The following is a 23,365-nucleotide window of genomic DNA, read 5'->3' on the forward strand; positions in this document are numbered from 1 at the left end:
AACTACACCTTAAGTGGTTAATGACTAATTTTAATTACTTAAGGGAAATTTATGTCTATAATTATATGAATTGGGGATAATTATTAAGGACAGTTTTTAGAGGATGTGAGTATATGAAAGTTATATTAGCTTCTGCTTCAGAAAGACGCCAAGAATTATTAACAAGACTTATAAAAGATTTTGATATAGTAGTTAGTAATTTCCATGAAAGTGAAATAATTTTTGAAGGCTCTATTGATAAATATGTTCAAGATATAGCTTTAGGAAAAGCTATTAATATTAAGAACACTATTCACGAGGATGCAATAATAATATCAGCAGATACTATAGTTACATTAGATAATAAAATATTAGGCAAACCAAGAGATGAAAAAGATGCGTTTGACATGATAAAATCTCTTCAAGGAAGGAAACATTTTGTTTATTCTGGAATTGTAGTAATTAATACAGCTTTAAATAAGACTATTAAGGAAAGCTTATATACAGAAGTAACTTTTGCATCAATGAGTGATAAGGAAATTAGAGAATACATAAAAACACGAGAACCTTTGGATAAGGCTGGAGCTTATGGAATACAAGGCATAGGTGGAACATTTATAAAAGAAATAAAAGGATGCTATTATAATGTAGTTGGTCTTCCTTTAAATAAGTTGAAAACTATGCTTGAACAAGTTAAATAAAATGGGGTGGGGTATCCAATATTAAGAGGAGGATATTTATGTATAATAATCTTAAAATTAAGGATATACCTAAAAATGAAAGACCAAAGGAAAAATTGCTATTATATGGAGCTGAAATACTAAGTAATTCAGAATTGTTAGCAATTATATTAAAAACTGGTACTAAAGGTGAAAACGTACTTGCATTAAGCACTAGACTTTTGTCAGAATTAGAAGGGCTAGATGGTGTACTGAATGCATCTTTTGATAATATAACCTCAATAAAAGGAATAAAAGAGGGCAAAGCTTCTCAAATATTAGCTTTAGCTGAACTTTTTAAAAGGTTTAAAACTTTAAAATCATTAGATAAAAAGTTTAAGATTACATCTCCTAATGATGTAGCAACATTAATTAATGGGGAGATGTCTGGATTAAAACAAGAAATATTAAAAGTTATATTTCTAAATACAAAAAATATTATTATTGGTACAAAAGATATATTTAAAGGGACTTTAAATACATCTATTGTTCATCCAAGAGAGATATTTAAGCATGCAATAAATAAAAGCAGTGCAAAAATAATCATATCTCATAATCATCCATCAGGTGATCCAACACCTAGTAAGGAAGATATAAATATTACATTAAGAATTAAAGAATGTGGTAGTATTATGGGGATTGAGTTACTTGACCATATAATAATAGGAAAAGAAAATTTTATTAGTTTAAAAGAAAAAGGATTCATATAATCGAAAGGGGAAAAATATAATGGGATTTTTTGGTTCTGGAAAAGACATGGGAATAGATTTAGGAACAGCGAATACTTTAGTTTTTGTAAAAGGTAAGGGAATAGTTTTAAGAGAACCTTCAGTTGTTGCTATGAACAATATAACTAAGAAGCCTTTAGCTGTAGGAGCTGAAGCAAAGCTTATGATAGGAAGAACACCAGGAAATATAGTTGCTATAAGACCACTAAGAGATGGTGTAATTGCAGATTTTGATGTTGCGCAAACAATGCTTAAAAAATTAATAGAAAAAGTATCAACAAAGAATGCTTTTAAAAGTCCAAGAATAATAGTTTGTTATCCTTCAGGAATTACTGAAGTAGAAAAGAGAGCTATTGAAGAAGCTACTAAACTTGCTGGTGCAAGAGATGTTATATTAATGGAAGAACCAATGGCAGCTGCAATTGGAGCAGGATTACCAGTAAGTGAACCAACTGGTAGTATGATTGTAGATATTGGTGGAGGAACAACAGAAGTTGCAATCATTTCTTTAGGTGGAATAGTAACTAGTAGATCATTAAGAGTTGCTGGTGATGAGTTAGATCAAGCAATAATTTCTTATATTAAAAAAGAATTTAACTTAATGATTGGAGAAAGAACATCAGAACAAGTTAAAATGGAAATTGGTTCAGCACATCCAGTAAAAAATAGGGTTGTTGAATTTAAGAGTGAAGACAGTGATGAAAATGAAGTTGATTCAAATAAGTCAATTAGTGTAGATGATTCAAACAATAGAACTATGGAGATAAAAGGAAGAGATATGATATCAGGTCTTCCTAAAGTTATTGAAATAACAGAAGCTCAAATAAGAGAAGCATTAAAAGAACCAGTATGTGCAATTATAGAAGCAATTAAAATAACTTTAGAAAAGACACCACCAGAATTAGCAGCAGATATAATGGAAAAAGGAATCATGTTAGCTGGTGGAGGAGCTTTATTAAAAGGATTAGATGTATTAATAAATGAAGAAACTAATATGCCTGTACATATTGCAGAGGCGCCTCTTGACTGTGTAGTTTTAGGAGCAGGAAAAGCTTTAGAAGATTTTGATAAAATTAGTAGAGACCAAAGAGGATAAAAAGTGAAGTTTCTTAAGAATAAACTGGCAGTAACTATTATAGTGCTGTCAGTTAGCTTTTTAGGGTTAATAGTTTATACAGTCAAGAGGGAAAATAAAAATATTGTTGAAAATGGTGCAAGTAATACTTTAAAGCCAGCACAAATGTTAATTTATAAAGCTACAAGTACAATAAAAGAAACATTAGATTTCTTTTTAAATTTTTCAGAAGTTAAAACTCAAAATAGAGAATTAGTAATAGAAAATGAAGAACTTAAAAGTAAATTGCTACAGTATTCTGATTTAGAACAAGAAAATGAAAGATTAAGAGATGTAGTAAATTTTTCAAAGCAAAATAATAACTATAATTATATAGGATGTGACATTATAGGTTATAGTGGAGGAAGTTTCTTAGATGGATATATAGTAAATAAAGGTGAAAATGAAGGCATTAAAAAAGGGATGATTGTAATTTCAGCCAAAGGGCTTGTAGGTCAAGTTACAACAGTAGGTAATAATTGGAGTATAATTCAATCTTTAATTAATGAAAATATAGCTGTAAGTGTTATGGTAGAAAGTACAAGAGAAAGTACAGGATACTTAAAGGGATATAAAGATAGCAAAAATAGAAATTTAGTAAAAGTATATAATCTTCCGATGGATTCTGAGATAAAAGAAGGAGATGTTATTATGACTTCGGGAGTAGGCGGAATTTATCCTAAGGAAATTAAAATTGGAGAAGTTACTTCTGTAGAGGAAGATAAAATTAAAGTAATGAAGACCGCACTTGTAAAACCATATATTGATTTTAATAAACTAGAGGAATTATTTATTGTATCTCCTAAAGATACAAGAGAAATTAAATATTAGGAGTTTTTATTATGGAAAAGTTAATAGTAATTTTAGTTTCTATAGTATTAGTAATTTTAGATAATTCTCTTGTTCCATTTTTTTCAATTAATGGTGTCTATCCAAGTTTATTATTTACATTTGCTATTGCATATTCCATTATAAATGGAAGAGAAAAAGCGGTATTTATTGGTGCAATAAGTGGCATTCTACAAGATTTATTCTTTTTTTATGGATTTGGAGTAAATTCGCTACTAAACTTGTTTTTATGTATAGCAGCAAGTTTGATAGGAGAAAATATTTTTAAAAGCAAGAGATTAATACCAGTGATTTCCACTTTGATATTAACAATATTAAAATATATAGGAATTTTTATAATATTTTATCTTTTAAAAATAAAGATGGACTTTTCAAAAAGTTTAATTATGGGAATATATAATGCAATAATAATGCTTTTATGTTATAAGTTAGTGATGAGGATTTCTAACGAAGAATATAAAAAACGTCCATGGAGGTTTAAATGATAGTAAATAAGCCAACAAAGAAAAAGAAAGTTTCACGATATAAAGTTTTAAGTATTATTATGTTTATAATCTTTGGCGCTATTACTATGAAATTAATATATCTTCAAATATTAAATTATGATAATTATAAAGAGAGAGCAAATGCTAATTCAACTAGATTTGTATCAGAAAAAGCTCCAAGAGGTAAGATATATGATCAAAATGGTAATATATTAGCTACAAATATACAAACATATACAATTACATATACTAAGACACCAGAAACTGAAAAAAATTTTTATTCAACAATGAGTGAACTTTTCAAAATTTTGAATGATAATGATGAGAGTTTTCAAGATACACTTTCATTAAAGTTAAAAGACAATGATGAAATATATTTTGATTATAAAACATCTAGTGCTGAATCTAGGAAATATGAAGAAATAAGATTTAAAAGAGATAGAGGACTAAATCAAGCGGTTGAAAATAAATTATTTAAAGGTAAAGAAGAGTTAAATGATACAGAAATTGAACAAGTAAATAATGAGTTAGTAAAAATAAGTCTAGAAGATACTTTTTATTATTTAGTAAAAAGTTATAATCTAATAGAATGTGTTGATCCTAATCCTACTAAACAACAAAAAGAATTATATAATAAAATGGACGGCAAAGAATTAACAGATATCTTATTAAAAAATGGATATTCACTAAATGACATTAGAAACTTTATTGTTATAAAGGATGCAATAAAGATGCAAAGTTTTAAAGGATATAAAGCTGTAACTATTGCAGGAAATATCAAAAAAGATACTGCTTTTATAGTTTATCAAAAACTTAATGATTTACCAGGTATAGATGTTAGTTTAGAACCAGTAAGATATTATCCAAATAAGGAGTTGGCATCATCAGTTTTAGGGTATGTATCATCAATTGATAGTTCTAAAACTGAAAAATATCAATTAAGAGGATATGATGTTTCATCGGACTTAATTGGTAAATCCGGAATAGAGTCTTCCTTTGAAGAGCAACTTAAAGGAGTTAAAGGTGGGACTACTGTTAAAGTTAATTCTCAAGGAAGAGTAACAGAAGAATTATTTAAACTTGAGACACATCCAGGAAATGATGTTCATCTTACAATAGATAATAATATACAGTATGCAGCAGAACAAAGTTTTGCCGATACATTGAAAGAATTAAGAGAAAATGGAGTTTATTCTGATGGTACAAGATTTGTAAATGCAACAAGAGGAGCTTTAATAGTTGTTGAAGTAAATACAGGAAGGATTTTAGCATTAGTTAGTTATCCTGACTATAATCCAAATATATTTACGATACCTGGAACAATAAGTGAAGAAGAACGTAAAAATTATTTTAATCCTGATTATGAAGCCTTTGCTAAAAGTGTGATACAAAAAACAGGGATAAATAAAACTGTAGATGACTTATTTCCACCAGATGAAAATGGAAATAGAGAAGATAAGTATGATTTATATCCTAAACCATTCTATAATTACGCTACAATGGGTTTAATTCCACCAGGTTCAACATTTAAACCATTAACTGCTGTAGCAGGACTTGAATCTGGAGTTGTATCCCCAACTGATATTATTGTCGATAGAGGAGTATTTAATGAACATCCAGAAACGTTCGGAAAAGGATTTGATCCAAAATGTTTAATTTATACTACTAGTGGAGGAACACACGGAAATGTAGATGTAGCTAAAGCTATACAAGTATCATGTAACTATTATTTTTATGAAGTTGCATATAGATTATATAAATATAATGGTGGAAATCTTGATGCATTAAATTCTATTGCAAAATACGCTTGGCAATTTGGATTGGGAGTTGATCCGAATTCTAATACAAAAAAGACAACAGGTATAGAAATAGAAGAAAATTTTGGTCAAACTTATAATTTCGCTTCATCTAAAGATCAAGCAATACTTTATGCTAAATTTGATTTAGTTAATTACTTAGAAGCGGGAGATTATAAGGGTATTGATAAATTTGTAAAATTTGATATACAATATTTAGAAGATGATAATGAAGTTGTAAAATCAGCCAAACAGTCTATAAAGGATAAAGTAACTGATAGCCTTAAAACAGTAGGAACTGATGAACAAAATTTGAATTTTGACGAGTTTGCTAAAGAATTAAAACCAGATATTCAAAAGATAATTAATAATTCAGATGTCTATAAAGCAAGAGTGGCTGAAGCTGAAAATAATGGTAGAAAAGTGAATTTAGAAGAGCAAGCTTCTATAGTTAGTAGAGTTATTGCAAAATATACAATAAATGATAAAGCAGTAGAAATAAAATCACCAGCACAACTTGTAAATGCTTCAATAGGTCAAGGATTAAATGTATTTACACCTATGCAATTAGCATCATATGTTTCAACACTTGCAAATGGTGGAACAAGATATAAATTACATTTGGTTGATAAAGTAACTGATAATGATGGAAATATAGTACAAGAATATAAGTCAGAAATTTTAAATAAAGTTGCTATGCAAGATAGTACAATTGCAGCAATAAGAGATGGTATGTCTAGAGTTAATAATGAAGAAGGTGGTACTGCTGCAGCAACATTTACAGGTTTTCCAATAAAAACAGCTGGTAAAACAGGAACAGCAGACTTTCAAGAGCATCAGGAGGAAATAGGAAGAAAACCTTATGCAACATATGTAAGTTATGCACCAGCTGATAATCCGCAGATAGCAGTTGTAGGTGTTGGATTTGATGGAGGGCATGGTGGAGCTATTGCACCAGCTGTAAAAGCTGTATATGAAGCTTATTTTAAAGATCAACTTATGAAAGAGCATCCAGAGTATGTAAATTCATCACAATCATTTAAGAAGTATATATTAGGTAATCCTAACAATAATGCTAAACAGGAAATTTCAAACAATCAACAAGAAAATACAAATAACAGTATAAATGATTAATTATATGTTAGATAGAGCTTTTTAACTAGTAGGTTAAAGGCTCTATTTGTTTATAATAATAGCTATGTTTTAAAATAGTATTAATATTTTTTTGATTTTTACATAAGAATTTTAAAAAGCAAATTTCAATACCAGTTCACCATTATACTAAAATATCAACATTAAATTAAAATATAGATAAAATAATAAATTATAGTACAATAATATATTTTAGATGATAAATCTTCGACAAATACAGCTAATTGATTTTGTAGATTTGTATTAAAGGAAATATACATTATATATTCAAATTATTATTTTTTTATATATCTAAAACTAATTAAAAATGTATACAAAAAATATCAGAATAATGTTATAATTTAATCTAGGTATAGTATTTACAAAAGAGAATATTTTAATATATAGAATTTATCCTATTGCTATGATTGCTGATATTATTCATTAAAAAATAAGAATATAAAAGTAATGCTATGAGTATGGATAAGAGAATTTTAAAAATTGTAATAATAAATCTTATATTTAGATTTTTAAACTTATTTTGACAAGAAATATGGCGCAGAAAATTCTTCTAAGACTCATGGGTTAGGAAGAAGAAATTATTACGACTACTTCATTTGAGCCTAAGAACCAATTGATTGGAGGTAGCAATGCATAATGATGGTGTTTTGATAAAAGGTAATAAAGAAGGCATAAACGCGACTATCTATATGGAGAAATTTAGTTGTTTTGATGAAATGTTAGAAAGTTTAATAAAGAAACTTTCAAAAGGAAAACATTTCTATAAAGGAACAACCTTAATTGTAAATATAAATTTAAGTTTAATTAATAAAAGGAATATTCAAAAACTTAAAGAGGTTCTTTTAAATGAAATAGAATTAAAAGAACTTATTTTTGAACAAATAGATCAAGAAAATGATAAACCGGTAAAAATATTCAACGGTGTATATGAAGGAAAAACTAAATTTATAAGGCGTACTATAAGAGGTGGACAATCCATAAGTTACCAAGGAAATATTGTTATAATCGGCGATATTAATAGTGGTGCTGAAGTGCATGCAGGTGGAAATGTAATTGTTTTAGGAGCAATAAGGGGATGTGTTAATGCAGGAAATACTGGAAATAAAAAATCTGTAATAGCAGCTTTTTTATTGGAACCAGAAATTTTAAAAATTGCTGATGTAATAACAATTTCACCTGATAATATAGAAAAGCCTAAATATCCTGAATTAGCAAAAATCAAAGATGGAATGATTATAGTTGAACCATATTTACCAAATAAGTATATATAATATTATAAGGTCGGAGGAGAATGTTAAATGGGAGAATCTATTGTAATAACTTCAGGTAAAGGTGGAGTTGGAAAAACAACGACTACAGCTAATATAGGGACAGCTTTAGCTGAACTAGGAAAAAGAGTAGTAGTTATTGATGGAGATACAGGGCTTAGAAATTTAGATGTATTATTAGGATTAGAAAATAGAATAGTATATACAATAGTTGATGTAATAGAAGGTAGATGTAGACTAAAACAAGCTCTTATTAAAGATAAGAGATTTCAAAATTTATGTTTATTACCTACAGCTCAAACAAAGGATAAGGATGATATAAGTCCACAAGAAATGTTAAAGATAGTAAATCAATTAAAAGAAGAATTTGATTATGTTTTAATAGATTCACCAGCAGGAATAGAACAAGGATTTGAAAATGCTGTTATAGGTGCAGATAGTGCAGTTGTAGTTGTAAATCCAGAAATAACATCAGTTAGAGATGCTGATAGAGTTATTGGTAAATTGGATGCAAAAGGGTTAGAAGATCATAAGTTAATAATAAACAGATTAAATTATCAAATGACTAAAAATGGTGATATGCTTGACATAAGTGATATTATAGAAACTTTATCAGTTGAGTTATTAGGGGTAGTGCCAGATGATAAAAATATAACTGTTTCTACAAATAAGGGAGAGCCTATAGTTTTAGAAGAAGGATCTTTTTCTGGAAAGGCTTTTAAAAATATAGCAAAAAGAATTACTGGTGAAAAGGTTGAGATTATGACTTTGCATCAAGAGCAAGAAGGATTTTTTACATCATTAATCAAGCTATTTAAGCGTAAATAGGAGGCAGAGAGATGGGTTTTTTTAAGGGGTTAAGCAGTAAACCAACACCTAAAGAGGTTGCAAAAGATAGATTGAAACTTATTCTTATACATGATAGAGGAGAAATTCCTACGGATACATTAGAGAAAATAAGAAAAGAGATACTAAGTGTAATATCTAAATATATAGAAATACAAGTAGATGATGTTGAAATATCAGTAAACAAAAGCGATGATATGGAAGGCGAAAAGTCCTCTGCATTAATTGCGAATATTCCTATTAAGAGTATAAAGAGATAAAATTTAATAAAAATATTAAGAATTTATTATAATTTCCTGAATGAATAGATTTTTATAAAGAAAGGTAAGATAATATAATATGTGCTATAAAGCACATTCAAAAAAATAATAAATCAGTGTACATGTATATTTTTATAGATATTTGACAGTAGGTTTATATAATAGCTAATTATTAACTGATTTTATATACTTGTCAGTAATAAAAATATACAGTATATATTTGAACTATTATTTTCTATCATGTGCCGAAAATCTCTATGTATTTGGGGTGATAAATTGTTTAGAAACTTTAAAATAGATTTAAGACTAATAAAAGAAATTGATAAGGTAATGTTAATTTCAATGATGCTTTTAATTTTGGATGGGGTCTTAAATATATATCTATGTACAAAAGGTAATTATGGATTGTCATTTGCTAAGCAACAATTTTCTTGGTTTATATTATCTATGATAGCACTATACTTTCTTGTAGCAATAGATTATACAATAATTTTTAATTATGTTCCAATTTTTTATTGGGGATCTGTAGTTCTTCTTTTATTAGCTAAAATACCTGGTATTGGTGTTGTTGTTAATGGTGCTAGAGGATGGATTAGAATTGGTGGATTCCAATTACAACCTGCAGAACTTGCAAAACTTGGGATAATACTTATGTTAGCTAAAAAGCTAGATGAAATGGATGGAGACATAAATAATGTTAAAAACTTTTTTATATTAGCTTTATATGCAGCAATTCCAGTTGTATTTATAGTAACACAACCTGATATGGGAATGACTATGGTTTGTTTCTTTATAGTATTAGGAATATTTTATACTGCTGGATTAGATATAAGAATTATTGGTGGAGGCCTTATATCATTAGTATTAGCAATAATAATAGTGTGGAATTCAGGTATTATTGCATCGTATCAAAAACAAAGATTCACAGCTTTTTTAAATCCAGAAGCTGCTGATGCAACATCTGGTTATCATTTGACTCAATCTTTGATAGGTATAGGTTCAGGTGGAATACTTGGTAGTAGACCATCACTAAAACTTGAAGGAACTACAGGATATGCTGCTCAAAATGTTCCAGAAGTCCAAACTGATTTCATATTTGCAGCTATAGCAGAACAATGGGGATTAATAGGTGCATTAATTTTATTAACGCTTTATGGATTTTTAATTTATAAAATGATTACTATTGCAAGAACTTCAAAAGATATTTTTGGATCTGTTATATGTGTTGGTATAACTTCATATTTTTTATTTGCTATATTACAGAATATAGGGATGACAGTAGGATTATTACCAATTACGGGAATAACATTACCTTTAATAAGTTATGGAGGAAGTTCATTATTAACTACTGTTATGTCACTTGCTTTGGTTTTAAATGTTGGAATGAGAAGGAAAAAGATATATTTTTAATATATTATTAATTAGAAATAAAAAATAATATTTTAAGGGGTATGGGGATATGAGAATAGCATTGATAGCACATGATAAGAAAAAACAAGATATGATAGAATTTGCTAAATTACATAAAGAGATTTTAAGCAAATATGAATTGTTAGCAACTGGTACAACAGGAAAATTAGTTTCTGAGGCAACAGGATTGCAAGTCAAAAGATACTTGTCAGGACCATATGGTGGTGATCAACAATTAGGAGGGCGTATTGCAGAAGGTACGATTAATTTAGTTATATTTTTTAGAGATCCTCTTACAGCACAACCACATGAACCAGATGTATCAGCATTACTAAGAGTATGTGATGTACACAATGTGCCTGTAGTTACTAATTTAGCTACTGCTAATCTTATAATTAAAGAATTCTAATTTGAAAATATTGACTGTTGCAAAATACAACAGTCTTTTATTATATTCTTTATTGTGAAAAATCATATGCTATGCGTGTAGTGAATGAATAGTTATACTAGTTAAAATAAACTAATAAATGTATTGAACTATATTTTTAGCTATTTAGGAATAGTGCAACTCATCATTTTACAGGTTGTTATGATTATATAGTAATATATAAGAAAAGTGGATTCGTTATGAATCCACTTTTTCTATATAAAGTTATTGTACGGAAAAATATTATAAACTTATAGGATACTAATTATTATTACCAGTAAAGAAAAGTTTATTACAGTTTATTTATGAATTAGTTAGCGTATAATATAATATTTTAAATTTTATGCAATTATAGAGAGTATTTTAATGAAAATAAAACTTATAATAAACCTTCATAATTAGTATTATATGTAAATATAATCTAATAAAGAGTTACTTTTTTTGTTTGTATTATTAAATCTATCTAAATAAAAGGAGGTCGTTATGAGTGATTATAGATCAGAGTATGAGAAGTATTATAAAAACATTATGAAACAAGGTAAAAATACTAATGTTAAGACGTATCTTCCTTCAAAAACTAAAAATACTTCTCTAAATAATATATATGGGAGTAGGGGTAATGAAGTTAAAAGTAAAAGTACAACTTTAACAACAAAATTTATAAGACAATTAATAGCATCACTAATGTTACTTATATTAATATTTTCATTTAAAGTAATACCGCTTTCAAAAGCAAAACAATTATATATAATATCAAAAAATATGATAAATCAAAATATCAATTATAGTAATGTTATTCAAACTATTAATACTTTAAAAAGTTTAAACGTTAAAGAAAAGGCAGAGGAATACATGAATGTATTTAAAACAAAAACTAAAGAAATAGGTGAAACAAGTGTAAAAGAGAAAATAAAAGATAAATATTGTTTGCCAGTGCTTGCTTCTTATATGAAATTGCAAGGGGATATTAAAGGTGTTTTGATACAAGGTCAAGAAGGACAACAAGTAGTTTGCAGTATGGATGGTGTTGTAAGAAAAATTTCTAACGATGAAGGGTGTCAAAATATTTTAATAGACCATGGTAATGGAATTGAGACATATTATGGAATGCTTAAAAACTCAAATATGGCAGAGGGGGATCAAGTAAAAAAAGGGGAGTACTTAGGTGACTGTAATAAAATTTCAGGAAGTGGAAAAAGTGGAGTAATATTTAAATTTATTTATATGGGAAAGGAGCAGGATCCTACAGAATATTTAGATTTTTCTAATCTTCAAAATGTATAGTGCCATAGTAATGACATAGGAGTTGAACATGAAAAAATGGTATAAAATTTTTATAATAGAACTTTTAATATTACTTGCTATTTTAGATTTTAAAAGTACAATTTTTATTAGCTTTTTTTGGATAATATTACACGAACTAGCTCATATTTTAGTGGCAAACAAGTTAGGATGTAAGTTTTATAATTTTAATCTTAGCATATTAGGAGCAAATGCTGAATTAAGTGATATTGATGATTTATCAGAAAAAAATAAATTAATATTATATTTATCTGGACCTTGCTTTAATTTATTTATGGCGGTAATTTTATGCTTTTTTTATGAAAAATTTGATTTACTTTTTATAAAAAATAGTATAGATATTAATTTAAGTTTAGGTGTTTTTAATTTATTACCTGCATATCCTTTAGATGGTGCTCGAATATATGAAATACTATTATCAAAAAAATTTTTATATAAAGAGTGTAAAAAGATAACAGAAATTTGTAGTTTATGTATTTCTATTGGATTATTTATAGTATTTATCATAATGTTATTTTTACATAAAGTAAATATAAGCCTGTTTTTATCATCAATTTTAATGACATATGCTACACTTTTAGAAAAAGAAAAGACTATGTATATAATTATGAGCGATCTTATTAAGAAGGTAAGAAGGCTAGAGAAATATGGATACATAGAAAACAAAAGTATTTCAGTATATTATAAAAAAGGCTTAGTTAATGTACTTACTTTAGTAGATAAAAATAAATTTAATACATTCTATGTTCTTAATGATGATATGGAAGTATTAGATATACTTCATGAAGATGAGCTTATAAAAGCATTAAAAGAACATGGAAATATTACTTTAGAGGAATATGTTATAGGAAAAAATAGAATTAAAAAAATATATAAAAATTAGAAATAAGGTTTATATATTATTGTATAAAGAACTTTAAATTTTTGCTATGTTTTAAAATATTATCAACGTTTACTTAAAATATAGTCTAAATTTTAGATTAAGTAATAAAGTAAAAATGAAATTTATAATTCTATTTATAGTAAAGTTTCTACCTTAAGTATAATAAGGTAGAAGCTTTTTCCATATTAACAACGAAATTTTTACATGTAGGTTAGAAATATTTACTTATATTCGAAAGGGGTAAATGTTTACAATATAATAAAATTATAAGAGAAAATTCTGAGGGGGAATAATTAATGAATAAGAAGAAACTACTAGCACTTTCAATGGCAACCTTAATGATGGCATCCATATTTGCAGGATGTGGGAAATCAAATGATACAGCTAAAGAACCAGAAAAATTAACTATTTATTGTGGATTAATGGAAGACCACATGGTTAAAGTTGTAGAAGAGTTTAAAAATGAAACTGGAATTAATGCTGAAGCTGTTAGAATGTCTTCTGGTGAAATTCTTGGAAGATTAAGAGCTGAAAAAGATAATCCTAAGGCGACAGTATGGTATGGTGGACCAGCAGATGCATTTGTACAAGCAAATGAAGATGGATTATTAGAAAATTATGTTTCAGAAAATGCAAAAGATATTCCAGATAAATATAAAGATAAAAATGGAGCATGGACAGGAATTTATGTTGGCTATTTAGGATTTGCTTCAAATAAAAAATTATTAGCTGAAAAAGGTATAGAAGCTCCAAAGAGTTGGGAAGATTTATTAAAACCTGAATTTAAAGGACAAGTATCAATTGCTAATCCAGGATCATCAGGAACCGCTTATACAGCACTTGCAACAATAGTTCAACTTAAAGGAGAAGAAGAAGGACTTAAGTACATGAAGAAACTTAATGATAATATTAAGTCTTATGAAAAATCAGGAACAGCTCCAGCAAGACTTGCAGGTCAAGGAGAAGTAATGGTCGGAGTTTCATTCTTACATGATGGAATTAAATATAGAGAAGAAGGTATGAAAGATATTGTTTTAACAGGACCTAGCGAAGGTACAGGATATGAGATTGGAGCAACTGCAATAATAAAAGGTGGTCCAGATCAAGAAGCTGCTAAGAAATTTACTGATTTTGTTTTAAGTAAAAAAGGACAAGAAATTGGTCAAACTGTTGGATCATATCAATTCTTAACTAATGAAACTGCTAAAGCACCTGAACTTTCAAATGAAATTAAAGATACAAAATTAATAGATTATGATTTAGATTGGGCAGGAAAAGTAAGAAGTGAACTTGTAGAAAAATGGAACAACGCAATTAAATAATAAATATGTTTTAAAGTGGTGTTGATATTGTAGTATAAAGCAAATTCTAATGTCAGTTAGTCATTATACTACAGTATCAATATTCATTTAAGATATAGAAAATAATAGGAACTGTTAAAGAGATATTGAGACAAGGTCATTTTTATAACAATTAATATGAGGTGATATATAGTGAAAGTTAGTAATTGTAAAATGAAAGCACGACATGATTTAGATAATATGAAGAAGATAGTTAGAGATCCCATATTGCTAACAACTATAATATTTTTAATAATTACATTAGCGATATTTATACTTTATCCTTTATATTCTGTATTAAAAGTTAGTTTTATTGAAAATGGAGGATTTTCACTTAGTGCATATAAACAAACATTAAAAGATATAGAATTTAGAGCGGCATTAACCAATACTTTACTTTTAGGTGTCACTGTAGGAGTACTATCAACATTAATAGGATTTATTTTTGCTTATGCAGATGCATACTTAAAATCTCATTTCAAAAAGCTTTTCAAAGTTGTATCTATATTACCAATAGTTTCTCCACCATTCGTTTTAGCTTTATCAGCTATAATGTTATTTGGTCAATTTGGTCTTATAACTAGACAACTATTAGGAATTACAGACGCCAACATATATGGTTTTAAGGGTATTGTAATGGTTCAAACTATGACATTTTTCCCAGTTGCATATCTTTTATTAATTGGTTTATTAAAGAAAATAGACCCGTCTTTAGAAGAAGCTGCAAGAAGTATGGGATCATCTAGATGGAAGACGTTCACAACAGTAACAGTACCATTAATGCTACCAGGTCTTGCAAATGCATTTTTACTTACATTTATTGAAGTTGTTGCAGACTTTTCAAATCCTATGGTTATAGGAGGAAACTTTTCTACTTTAGCTACTAAAATTTATATGCAAGCTATAGGTAATTATGATATGAGAGGTGGAGCTGCAATAGCAGTAGTATTATTAACATTATCAATATTACTTTTTGTAGTAGAAAAATTTTGGATAGAAAAGAAGTCATATGTTACAGTTACCGGAAAGGCTTCAAGAGAAAGAGAGTTAATAACAGAGAAGAAAATTGTTTGGCCAATTGATATAGTATGTTTATTAATTGCAGTATTTGTAATTTCATTTTATATATTAGTACCATTAGGTGGAATATTTAAAGTAATGGGAATAGATTATACATTTACATTAGATCATTTTAAATATGTATTTAATCTAGGTATAAAACCATTAAAAGACACTACATTATTATCAATTTATGCAACTCCAATAACAGGAGTACTTGGTATGATTATTGCCTTTTTAATAGTAAGAAAGAAGTTTATAGGAAGAAGTTTTATAGAATTTACGTCACTTTTAGCGATGGCAGTGCCAGGAACAGTATTAGGTTTAGGATATATAAATGCTTATAATACAAAACCATTAATATTAACTGGAACAGCTTTTATAATAGTTATAGCATTTATTGTTAGAAGTTTACCAGTTGGAGTTAGATCAGGTATTGCATCATTACAACAAATAGATCCAGCAATAGAAGAAGCAGCTCAAGACTTAGGTGCTAATTCTACAAAAATATTTACTTCAGTTACATTGCCATTAATAAAATCAGCATTTTTTAGTGGATTAGTTTATACATTTGTAAGAAGTATGACAGCAGTAAGTGCAGTAATCTTTTTGGTAACACCTAAATATCAATTACTTACAGCATCAATATTATCTCAAGTAGATAATGGAAGATTTGGTGTAGCATCAGCGTTTTCAACAGTGTTAATTGTAATAGTATTGATTGCTATAGGATTTATGTATTTTTTATTAGATAAATTTGGTGTAAGTAAAAATGATGATAATTTATTATAGTAGGAGTGATAGAAATGCAAAGAAGTAAGGGTGTAAATATAAAAAATTTAACAAGAACATATATAATTCATGGTGGAAACTCTGAATTTAAAGCTGTAGATAATATTTCAATTGATATAAAAGCAGGAGAGTTTGTAACACTACTTGGTCCATCAGGTTGTGGAAAAACTACTACTTTAAGAATGATAGCAGGATTTGAAATTCCCACAGAAGGAGATATATTTTTAGGCGGGGATAAAATAAATAATTTAACTCCTGATAAAAGAGATACAGCTATGGTATTTCAAAGCTATGCATTATTTCCTCATCTAAATATTTATGACAATATAGCATATGGATTAAGAATAAAGAAAATGAACAAAGAAGAGTTGGATAAGAAGGTTAAAGATATAATAGAATTAGTCGGATTAAATGGAATGGAGCAAAGGTACCCTAATCAATTATCAGGAGGACAACAACAAAGAGTTGCTCTTGCTAGAGCTTTAGTTATGGAACCAGGAGTTTTATTATTTGATGAACCTTTATCTAATTTGGATGCTAAATTAAGAGTATATATGAGAACTGAAATAAGGAAGATTCAAAAAAAAGTTGGTATTACAGCTATTTATGTAACACATGATCAATCAGAAGCTATGAGCCTTTCAGATAGAATCATAATAATGAATAAGGGGATAGTTGAACAGGTTGGAACACCTAAAGAAATCTACTATACTCCAGCAACTCAATTTGTAGCAGACTTTATAGGAACAGCAAATTTTATAGATGGTAATATAATATCAATAAAGGATAATAAAGCTATTATAAAAGTTGGAGATGTAGAATTAAATTTACCTTATAAAGGAACTAAACAAGAGGGAGACTCATGTAAAATAGTATTAAGACCAGAAGCAATTCAAATAGATGAAAAAGGATTATTTAAAGGAAAAATAATAGCATCAACATTTATGGGAGCATTTCAGGATTATACAATACAATTAGAAAATTCAGTTTTAAAATGCGAAGATTTTAATCCACAAATTAAAAAGATATATGAAGAAGATCAAGAGGTATTTATTAGTTTTGATGAAGAAAATATTCATATAATATAATTAATAAAGGAAAAATCTATGACCTTACAGGAAATTGTATTAAAATTAATATTATCAATTTTAATTGGTGGAGTTATAGGATCTGAAAGAGAAGCTACAAATAGTCCAGCAGGATTTAGAACACATATATTAGTTGCATTAGGTGCTACTGTAATTTCATTAATACAAGTTGAAATGGTCAATGAATCTATAAAACTAATAAATGGTGATGAGGCTTTAGCTAATGCTATAAAAATAGATATGGGGAGGTTAGGGGCTCAAGTTATAAGTGGAATAGGGTTTTTGGGAGCAGGAACTATAATTCATACTAAAGGTGCAATAAAAGGGCTCACTACTGCAGCATCATTATGGATAGTAGCTTGTATTGGGTTAGCTATTGGATTAGGTTATTATTCTATAAGTATATTAGCAGGAATTTCAGTAGTATTAGTATTGGTTACTTTAAAAAGATTTGAAAAGAGATTTATAATTAATGCAGGTAATTATAAAATTTATATAGAGTATACTGATAAGGGTGAAACTATGAAGTATATTCAAGATTCTATATTAAGTAAAGGAATAAAGATAATAAATTTAGAGTTTTATCAAGAAGAAGATGAAGAGAAAAAGAAAATAAAAAGTTGCTTACTTAGTGTAAAAATTCCTAAATATTATACTTTAAATGAATTTTTATTACAGTTAGGGGCTAATGAGTATATAAATCAAATTTATGAGGTAAAAGATTAAATTATTAGGCTATGTTTTAAAATGGTGTTGATATTGTAGTATAAAGATCATGGACAGGGATGAAATAGGAAACTTGACTCATATACATTTGTCAAGTAAGTTCGAGGAACAAAATATAAAATTGTACTCTGTGAAAGTTCATGTGAGTAAATATAAAATTTGGACATTCACTTTTTGAAAAGCAATTAATTATACAAATTTAAAATTGAATAATCAATTAAAAAGATAGTGATTTAGGATTTCTTAAGTCTCTATCTTTTTTTCTGGAATTAGTTTATTATGAGAATAGAAAAATAAGTGGAAATATAAAGTGATTCATATTAGTAGAGGACCTGATAGGATGAATAGGAATTTTAGTTTTAAAAGAAAATTACTTATTATATTTTTGATTGTAGGAATGATACCATTAATATTACTATGGATATATGATACTGTGTTTATTATAAAATCGACGTATGAAAAAATATATTCTTTTACAAATAGTAATACAAAAATAGCATCAGAATTGATAGAAAGTAATATTAGTACATATGAGAAGATTGTTAATTATGTTGCAGATAATTATGATGTTCAAAGAATAATGAAAAAAGAAAATAGTAAGGAAAATAATATAGATGATAAATTTCATGATACACAAGAATTATATAAAATATCAACAGCTATATTAGCTACACAGAGTACAGAAGTACCACTTCATATTATAAATGTGGACAAGAGTAGTAGATTTTCAACTACAAACTATTATTATCCAATTTATAAAGATTCAAGAGGAGATTTTTACAAACAATTAAGTGAAAATGAAGATGTAGTTATAAATAAAATTCATAGGAGAGTAGATGGAGACAATTCAAAAGATACTGTTCTTTCTATTGGAAAATCAATAATAGATAAAGAAACAAAACAGATAATAGGGTATGTTGTTTTAGATGTTTATGATAGTTATTTTGATGAGATTTTTGAGTTTACATCATTTATTAAAGAGTCAAATGTTATGGTTTTTGATGATAACGGTTTTATAATTACTGATAAGAATAATAAAAATTCTACTGGTTTTAAATTAAACTCTGAGTATTTACTGAAAATGAATGATAAGTCTGGTGTGATAGATATATCAATGGATGGAAAAAATTATTTAGGCTATTATACAAGTGCTAATAAGAAAAAGATACGAGTTATGGAATTAATACCTAAGAAATACTTTTTAGAAGAATTTTTAAATAATATAAAACTGATAATCATATTAACGATGTTTGTAATAATAATAGCTATATACTTTGCTATTTTTATGTCAAAAAAAATCTCTAAACCAATATTAGAGATTAAATCATTAATGAAGGAAGTTGAAAAAGGAAATTTAGAAGTATCCATAAAAAATCATACTAATGATGAAATTGGAGAATTATCAAGAGGTTTTAATCATATGGTAAAGAAGTTAGATAGGCTTATTCTAGAAGATTATAAAAAGGAACTTTTAGTACAACAAGCAGAATTTAATGCTTTAAAATCTCAGGTGAATCCACATTTTCTTTACAATTCATTAGGTGTAATAAGTTGGATGGCAAGGCTTGGAGAAGATGATTCGGTAATTAAAGCTACAGATGAGTTAGCTAAATTTTTTAGATATAATGTAAATAGTAGCGAAGATATTGTAAACGTTAAAAGAGAATTAGAACAAATAAATAGTTATTTAACTATTCAAAATTATAGGTATAAAGATAGGTTTGAAAGCATTATTAATATAGAAGAAGATATTTTAGATTGTATGATATTAAAATTAATGCTCCAACCTTTAGTTGAAAATGCTATTGTTCACGGATTAGAAGAAAAATTGGGAAATGGAACTATAATTATTAATGGATTTAAAAGTAATGATAATTTATGCTTTCAAATTAAAGATAATGGAGTTGGTATTGAAAATAGTAAAACAAAGGGTGAGGGAATTGGACTTAAAAATCTTGATAAAAGAATAAAATTATTTTATGGAGAGGATTATGGTGTATTTCATTCTAAAGAAGAAGAATTTACTGTATTTACTGTAATAGTCCCTAAGAAGGAGGAAGAATAGATGATTAAAGTAATCATAGTTGATGATGAATACTACTCTAGAAAAGGACTTAGATGTATAATTCCATGGGAAAATATGAATTGTAGTGTTTGTGGGGAGGCAACAAATGCTTATGAAGCTATAGAATTGGCAAAAAAGATTAATCCAGATATTATAGTTACAGATATAAATATGCCAGAAATAGATGGGATAGAAATGGCTAAAATAATTAAACAATTTTTGCCTAATGTAAAGTTTATAGTTATAACTGGACATGATGAATTCCAATATGCTAGAGGTGCAGTGAAAATAAATGCTTTGGATTTTATTTTAAAACCAATTCAAGTAACAGAATTTACAGAAGCAATTATGAAAGCAGTAGAACTTATTGAAAAAGGAAAAGAGTATGATGAATTAACAGTTGAAAAACATTTGTTAAGTATTATACGAGGGCAGAGTTCTATAAAGGAAGTGGACAAATATTTAGATATTTCAAAGAATGTTAGATTAGTACTTATAAATAATGATAGTTATGAAGAGTTTATTAATACTAATAAAGAAAATTTAAATATACAAATTATAAAAAAAATAAAAGAATGGGCAACAGAGAATATAAAAAATTGTTATATGTTTGTAGCTCATAGTAATAGAATTGGATTAATATTTTATGAAAATACAGATATAGATTTTGAATTACTGATTAAAGATATTAAAAATAGTACACAAGGAATAATTACAATAGCTATAACCAAACCTAGACCTCCAATAAAATTAAAGGAATTATATAAAATAGCTAAAGAAGAATATAGTATATGTTTTTATAAGGGATACGGTAAAATTATAGAAGAGGCAGAACAAAATAATATACATAATAATTTTCAGAGCAGTTATGAAAAAATTAACAATATAATTACAGAGATAATATTTAATATATCAAATATAGATATAAAAGAATTAAATAGAAATATTAATAAATTGTTTAAGATATTTAATTATTATATGATAAGGAAAAATGTGATAATTAAAGTTGTGTTTGAATTAATATTAAAAATTAAGGAAAAACTTAAAGAATTAGATATTTCGACTGATAATCTAGAAAATATAGAATTAGAAAATGACTATAAGCAAATAAGTTATTTAAAAAATGATTTAGAAAAATTTATAGATTCAGCAATAAAAAATATAAGAGAATATAGAGGAGAATTAGAAGATAATACTATAAAAAGAGCTATTAAATTTATAAATGATAATTATAACCAAAATATATCATTAACAGTTGTAGCAAATAGTGTTTATTTAAATGAAAGTTATTTATCTAGAGAGTTGAAACAAGCTTTAGGTATTGGATTTTTAGAATATATAAGAAAACTTAGAATGGAAAAGGCTATAGAGTTATTAAAAGCAGGATATTCATTATCAAGAGTAGCTGAAAAGGTAGGATATAATGATTATAGAAAGTTTACTTATAATTTTAAAAAATACACAGGAGATATTCCTAGCAATTACAAGATAAAATAATTTAATTTAAGGCTATATTTTAAAGATAGATTGATATTATAGTATAAAGCTTATGGACAGAAGAATTTACTTTAAGAACTCTAAAAATAAAGCTTAGTCCAATTAATGCATGCTCCCAATCAAAGATTGTTGACAAGCAATTAATTGGATAAATCTTTATTAAGAGTTCTAAAAAGTAAATTCCAATGCCAGTTCGCTCTTATACTATAATATCAATAGTAATTTAAAACATGGCTAGATTTTTTTATAGATGGCTTATCAGTTTTTTTATGATAGAATTAAAGAATATACTGTTATAATAAGGCATATGAAATAAAATGGTAGACTAAAGAGGAGAGCTATTGGTCTATTATTTTTTTGAACGAGCCTAAATAAGGGGAGGGTTTCTAATGATAAAAATTATCGCATCAGATATGGATGGAACATTACTTAATGAAAAACATATTATAAGTAAAGAAAATATAAAGGCTATAAATAAAGCAGAACAAGCAGGGATTATATTTACTATTTCAACAGGAAGAGAATATGATAGTGTTAAACCACTTCTTGAAGAAAGTAAAATAAGATGTCAATGTATTCTTATGAATGGTGCTGAATATAGGGATGAAGATGGAAATATATTAGAATGCATAAACATAGATAAAAACAAAGCTATTAAAATAATAGAAATATTAAAAAATATAAATATATCATTTAGAATTATGACAAATAAAGGGGTATACACTACTGATACAAGAGAAAAAGCTTTAGAAGAAATTGCGTACAGAATTCAATCATTTGAACCAGGTACTAGCTTTGAAGAAGCTTTAAAATTAGCGGAAATTAATCCATTTTTCTTAGAACTTAAATATATTTCTAATATAGAAGAATTCTTTAATAATGATATAGAATTTAGAAAATTTGTTGCATTTAATAGTGATTTATCTGTTCTTAAAGAAGCTAGGGAAAGATTAGAATCTATACATGGATTAGCTATTTCATCATCTTTTGAAGATAATATAGAGATTACTGATGAAAAGGCACAAAAGGGAATTATGTTAGCAAAAGTAGTAGATAATATGGGGATAAATAGAGATGAAGTTTTAGTACTTGGGGATAGTTTTAATGATTATTCTATGTTTACGGAATTTACAGAATCTGTAGCTATGGGAAATGCTATACCTGAAGTAAAAGAAATAGCTAAATACATAACTGATACTAATATAAATGATGGTGTTGCTAAAGCAATATATAAAATTTTATAGACAGATTAGAATATGAACTAAAACAATGAGTCTAAAATTTCTGGATTATTTTTCATTAGGCAAGGAAGCGGATTCGTCTCATAGCAAGCTTATTAGACAAATCTGCTGACACAGTATAATAGAAAATAGGCTTGCAGATGGACTTGTTGTGTTTTGATTATGCCTTATATTAATATCAGATTGATTAAGCATATAAAATAAAAGATATGACTTAGTAGTATAGTGAGGAACTTATATAGAAAATTTACTATATATGCTTATAACCAGATATTATTAAGTAAAGATATAATTTTCTATAAAGATTATATAAAAGATTACAAATATAATAACTTAATT

At 27.0% G+C, this 23,365-nt stretch carries 20 protein-coding genes; all 20 read left to right on the forward strand.

The features are described from left to right. The first annotated feature begins 113 nt into the window (after positions 1-113). A complete protein-coding gene (locus tag ACYUET_RS08250; protein WP_460278838.1) occupies positions 114-680 on the forward strand; it encodes a Maf-like protein in 567 nt (188 codons plus the stop codon). Between the two features lie 38 nt (positions 681-718). Next, complete coding sequence (radC, locus tag ACYUET_RS08255) at positions 719-1,408, forward strand: RadC family protein (protein ID WP_460278839.1); 690 nt, start codon at positions 719-721, stop codon at positions 1,406-1,408. A gap of 19 nt (positions 1,409-1,427) precedes the next feature. Next, the gene (locus ACYUET_RS08260; protein ID WP_460278840.1) at positions 1,428-2,522 is read left to right on the forward strand and encodes a rod shape-determining protein; all 1,095 of its coding nucleotides are present in this window, start codon (positions 1,428-1,430) and stop codon (positions 2,520-2,522) included. 3 nt (positions 2,523-2,525) lie between these two features. After that, positions 2,526-3,371, forward strand: a complete 846-nt coding sequence (mreC, locus tag ACYUET_RS08265) for a rod shape-determining protein MreC (RefSeq protein WP_460278841.1) — start codon at positions 2,526-2,528, stop codon at positions 3,369-3,371. A gap of 11 nt (positions 3,372-3,382) precedes the next feature. Next, a complete protein-coding gene (gene mreD, locus ACYUET_RS08270) occupies positions 3,383-3,874 on the forward strand; it encodes a rod shape-determining protein MreD (protein ID WP_460278842.1) in 492 nt (163 codons plus the stop codon). Further along, positions 3,871-6,804, forward strand: a complete 2,934-nt coding sequence (locus ACYUET_RS08275) for a penicillin-binding transpeptidase domain-containing protein (protein ID WP_460278843.1) — start codon at positions 3,871-3,873, stop codon at positions 6,802-6,804. Before mreD ends, ACYUET_RS08275 begins: the two co-directional genes overlap by 4 nt. Positions 6,805-7,451: 647 nt before the next feature. Then, positions 7,452-8,093, forward strand: a complete 642-nt coding sequence (gene minC, locus ACYUET_RS08280; protein WP_460278844.1) for a septum site-determining protein MinC — start codon at positions 7,452-7,454, stop codon at positions 8,091-8,093. 27 nt (positions 8,094-8,120) lie between these two features. Then, on the forward strand, positions 8,121-8,918 hold the full coding sequence (gene minD / locus ACYUET_RS08285) for a septum site-determining protein MinD (protein ID WP_460278845.1): 798 nt from the start codon (positions 8,121-8,123) through the stop codon (positions 8,916-8,918). An 11-nt stretch (positions 8,919-8,929) separates the two neighbouring features. Beyond that, positions 8,930-9,196: a cell division topological specificity factor MinE gene (gene minE / locus ACYUET_RS08290; protein ID WP_460278846.1), complete on the forward strand. Its 267-nt coding sequence runs from the start codon at positions 8,930-8,932 to the stop codon at positions 9,194-9,196. A 276-nt stretch (positions 9,197-9,472) separates the two neighbouring features. Next, the gene (gene rodA / locus ACYUET_RS08295; protein WP_460278847.1) at positions 9,473-10,606 is read left to right on the forward strand and encodes a rod shape-determining protein RodA; all 1,134 of its coding nucleotides are present in this window, start codon (positions 9,473-9,475) and stop codon (positions 10,604-10,606) included. 49 nt (positions 10,607-10,655) lie between these two features. Next, positions 10,656-11,015, forward strand: a complete 360-nt coding sequence (gene mgsA, locus ACYUET_RS08300) for a methylglyoxal synthase (protein ID WP_460278848.1) — start codon at positions 10,656-10,658, stop codon at positions 11,013-11,015. A gap of 501 nt (positions 11,016-11,516) precedes the next feature. Continuing rightward, on the forward strand, positions 11,517-12,317 hold the full coding sequence (locus ACYUET_RS08305; RefSeq protein ID WP_460278849.1) for a peptidoglycan DD-metalloendopeptidase family protein: 801 nt from the start codon (positions 11,517-11,519) through the stop codon (positions 12,315-12,317). 28 nt (positions 12,318-12,345) lie between these two features. Then, a complete protein-coding gene (locus ACYUET_RS08310; protein ID WP_460278850.1) occupies positions 12,346-13,218 on the forward strand; it encodes a site-2 protease family protein in 873 nt (290 codons plus the stop codon). Between the two features lie 296 nt (positions 13,219-13,514). Then, positions 13,515-14,540, forward strand: coding sequence for an ABC transporter substrate-binding protein (locus ACYUET_RS08315; protein ID WP_460278851.1), 1,026 nt, complete (start codon positions 13,515-13,517; stop codon positions 14,538-14,540). 171 nt (positions 14,541-14,711) lie between these two features. Next, on the forward strand, positions 14,712-16,409 hold the full coding sequence (locus tag ACYUET_RS08320; RefSeq protein ID WP_460278852.1) for an ABC transporter permease: 1,698 nt from the start codon (positions 14,712-14,714) through the stop codon (positions 16,407-16,409). A gap of 14 nt (positions 16,410-16,423) precedes the next feature. After that, positions 16,424-17,497, forward strand: a complete 1,074-nt coding sequence (locus tag ACYUET_RS08325; RefSeq protein WP_460278853.1) for an ABC transporter ATP-binding protein — start codon at positions 16,424-16,426, stop codon at positions 17,495-17,497. 18 nt (positions 17,498-17,515) lie between these two features. After that, a complete protein-coding gene (locus tag ACYUET_RS08330) occupies positions 17,516-18,223 on the forward strand; it encodes an MgtC/SapB family protein (RefSeq protein WP_460278854.1) in 708 nt (235 codons plus the stop codon). A gap of 340 nt (positions 18,224-18,563) precedes the next feature. Further along, complete coding sequence (locus ACYUET_RS08335) at positions 18,564-20,288, forward strand: cache domain-containing sensor histidine kinase (protein ID WP_460278855.1); 1,725 nt, start codon at positions 18,564-18,566, stop codon at positions 20,286-20,288. Continuing rightward, positions 20,289-21,785, forward strand: coding sequence for a response regulator (locus ACYUET_RS08340; protein ID WP_460278856.1), 1,497 nt, complete (start codon positions 20,289-20,291; stop codon positions 21,783-21,785). Positions 21,786-22,174: 389 nt separating this feature from the next. After that, complete coding sequence (locus tag ACYUET_RS08345; RefSeq protein ID WP_460278857.1) at positions 22,175-23,029, forward strand: Cof-type HAD-IIB family hydrolase; 855 nt, start codon at positions 22,175-22,177, stop codon at positions 23,027-23,029. Positions 23,030-23,365 lie beyond the last annotated feature (336 nt).

It is taken from the genome of Clostridium sp. CTA-5, assembly GCF_054768135.1.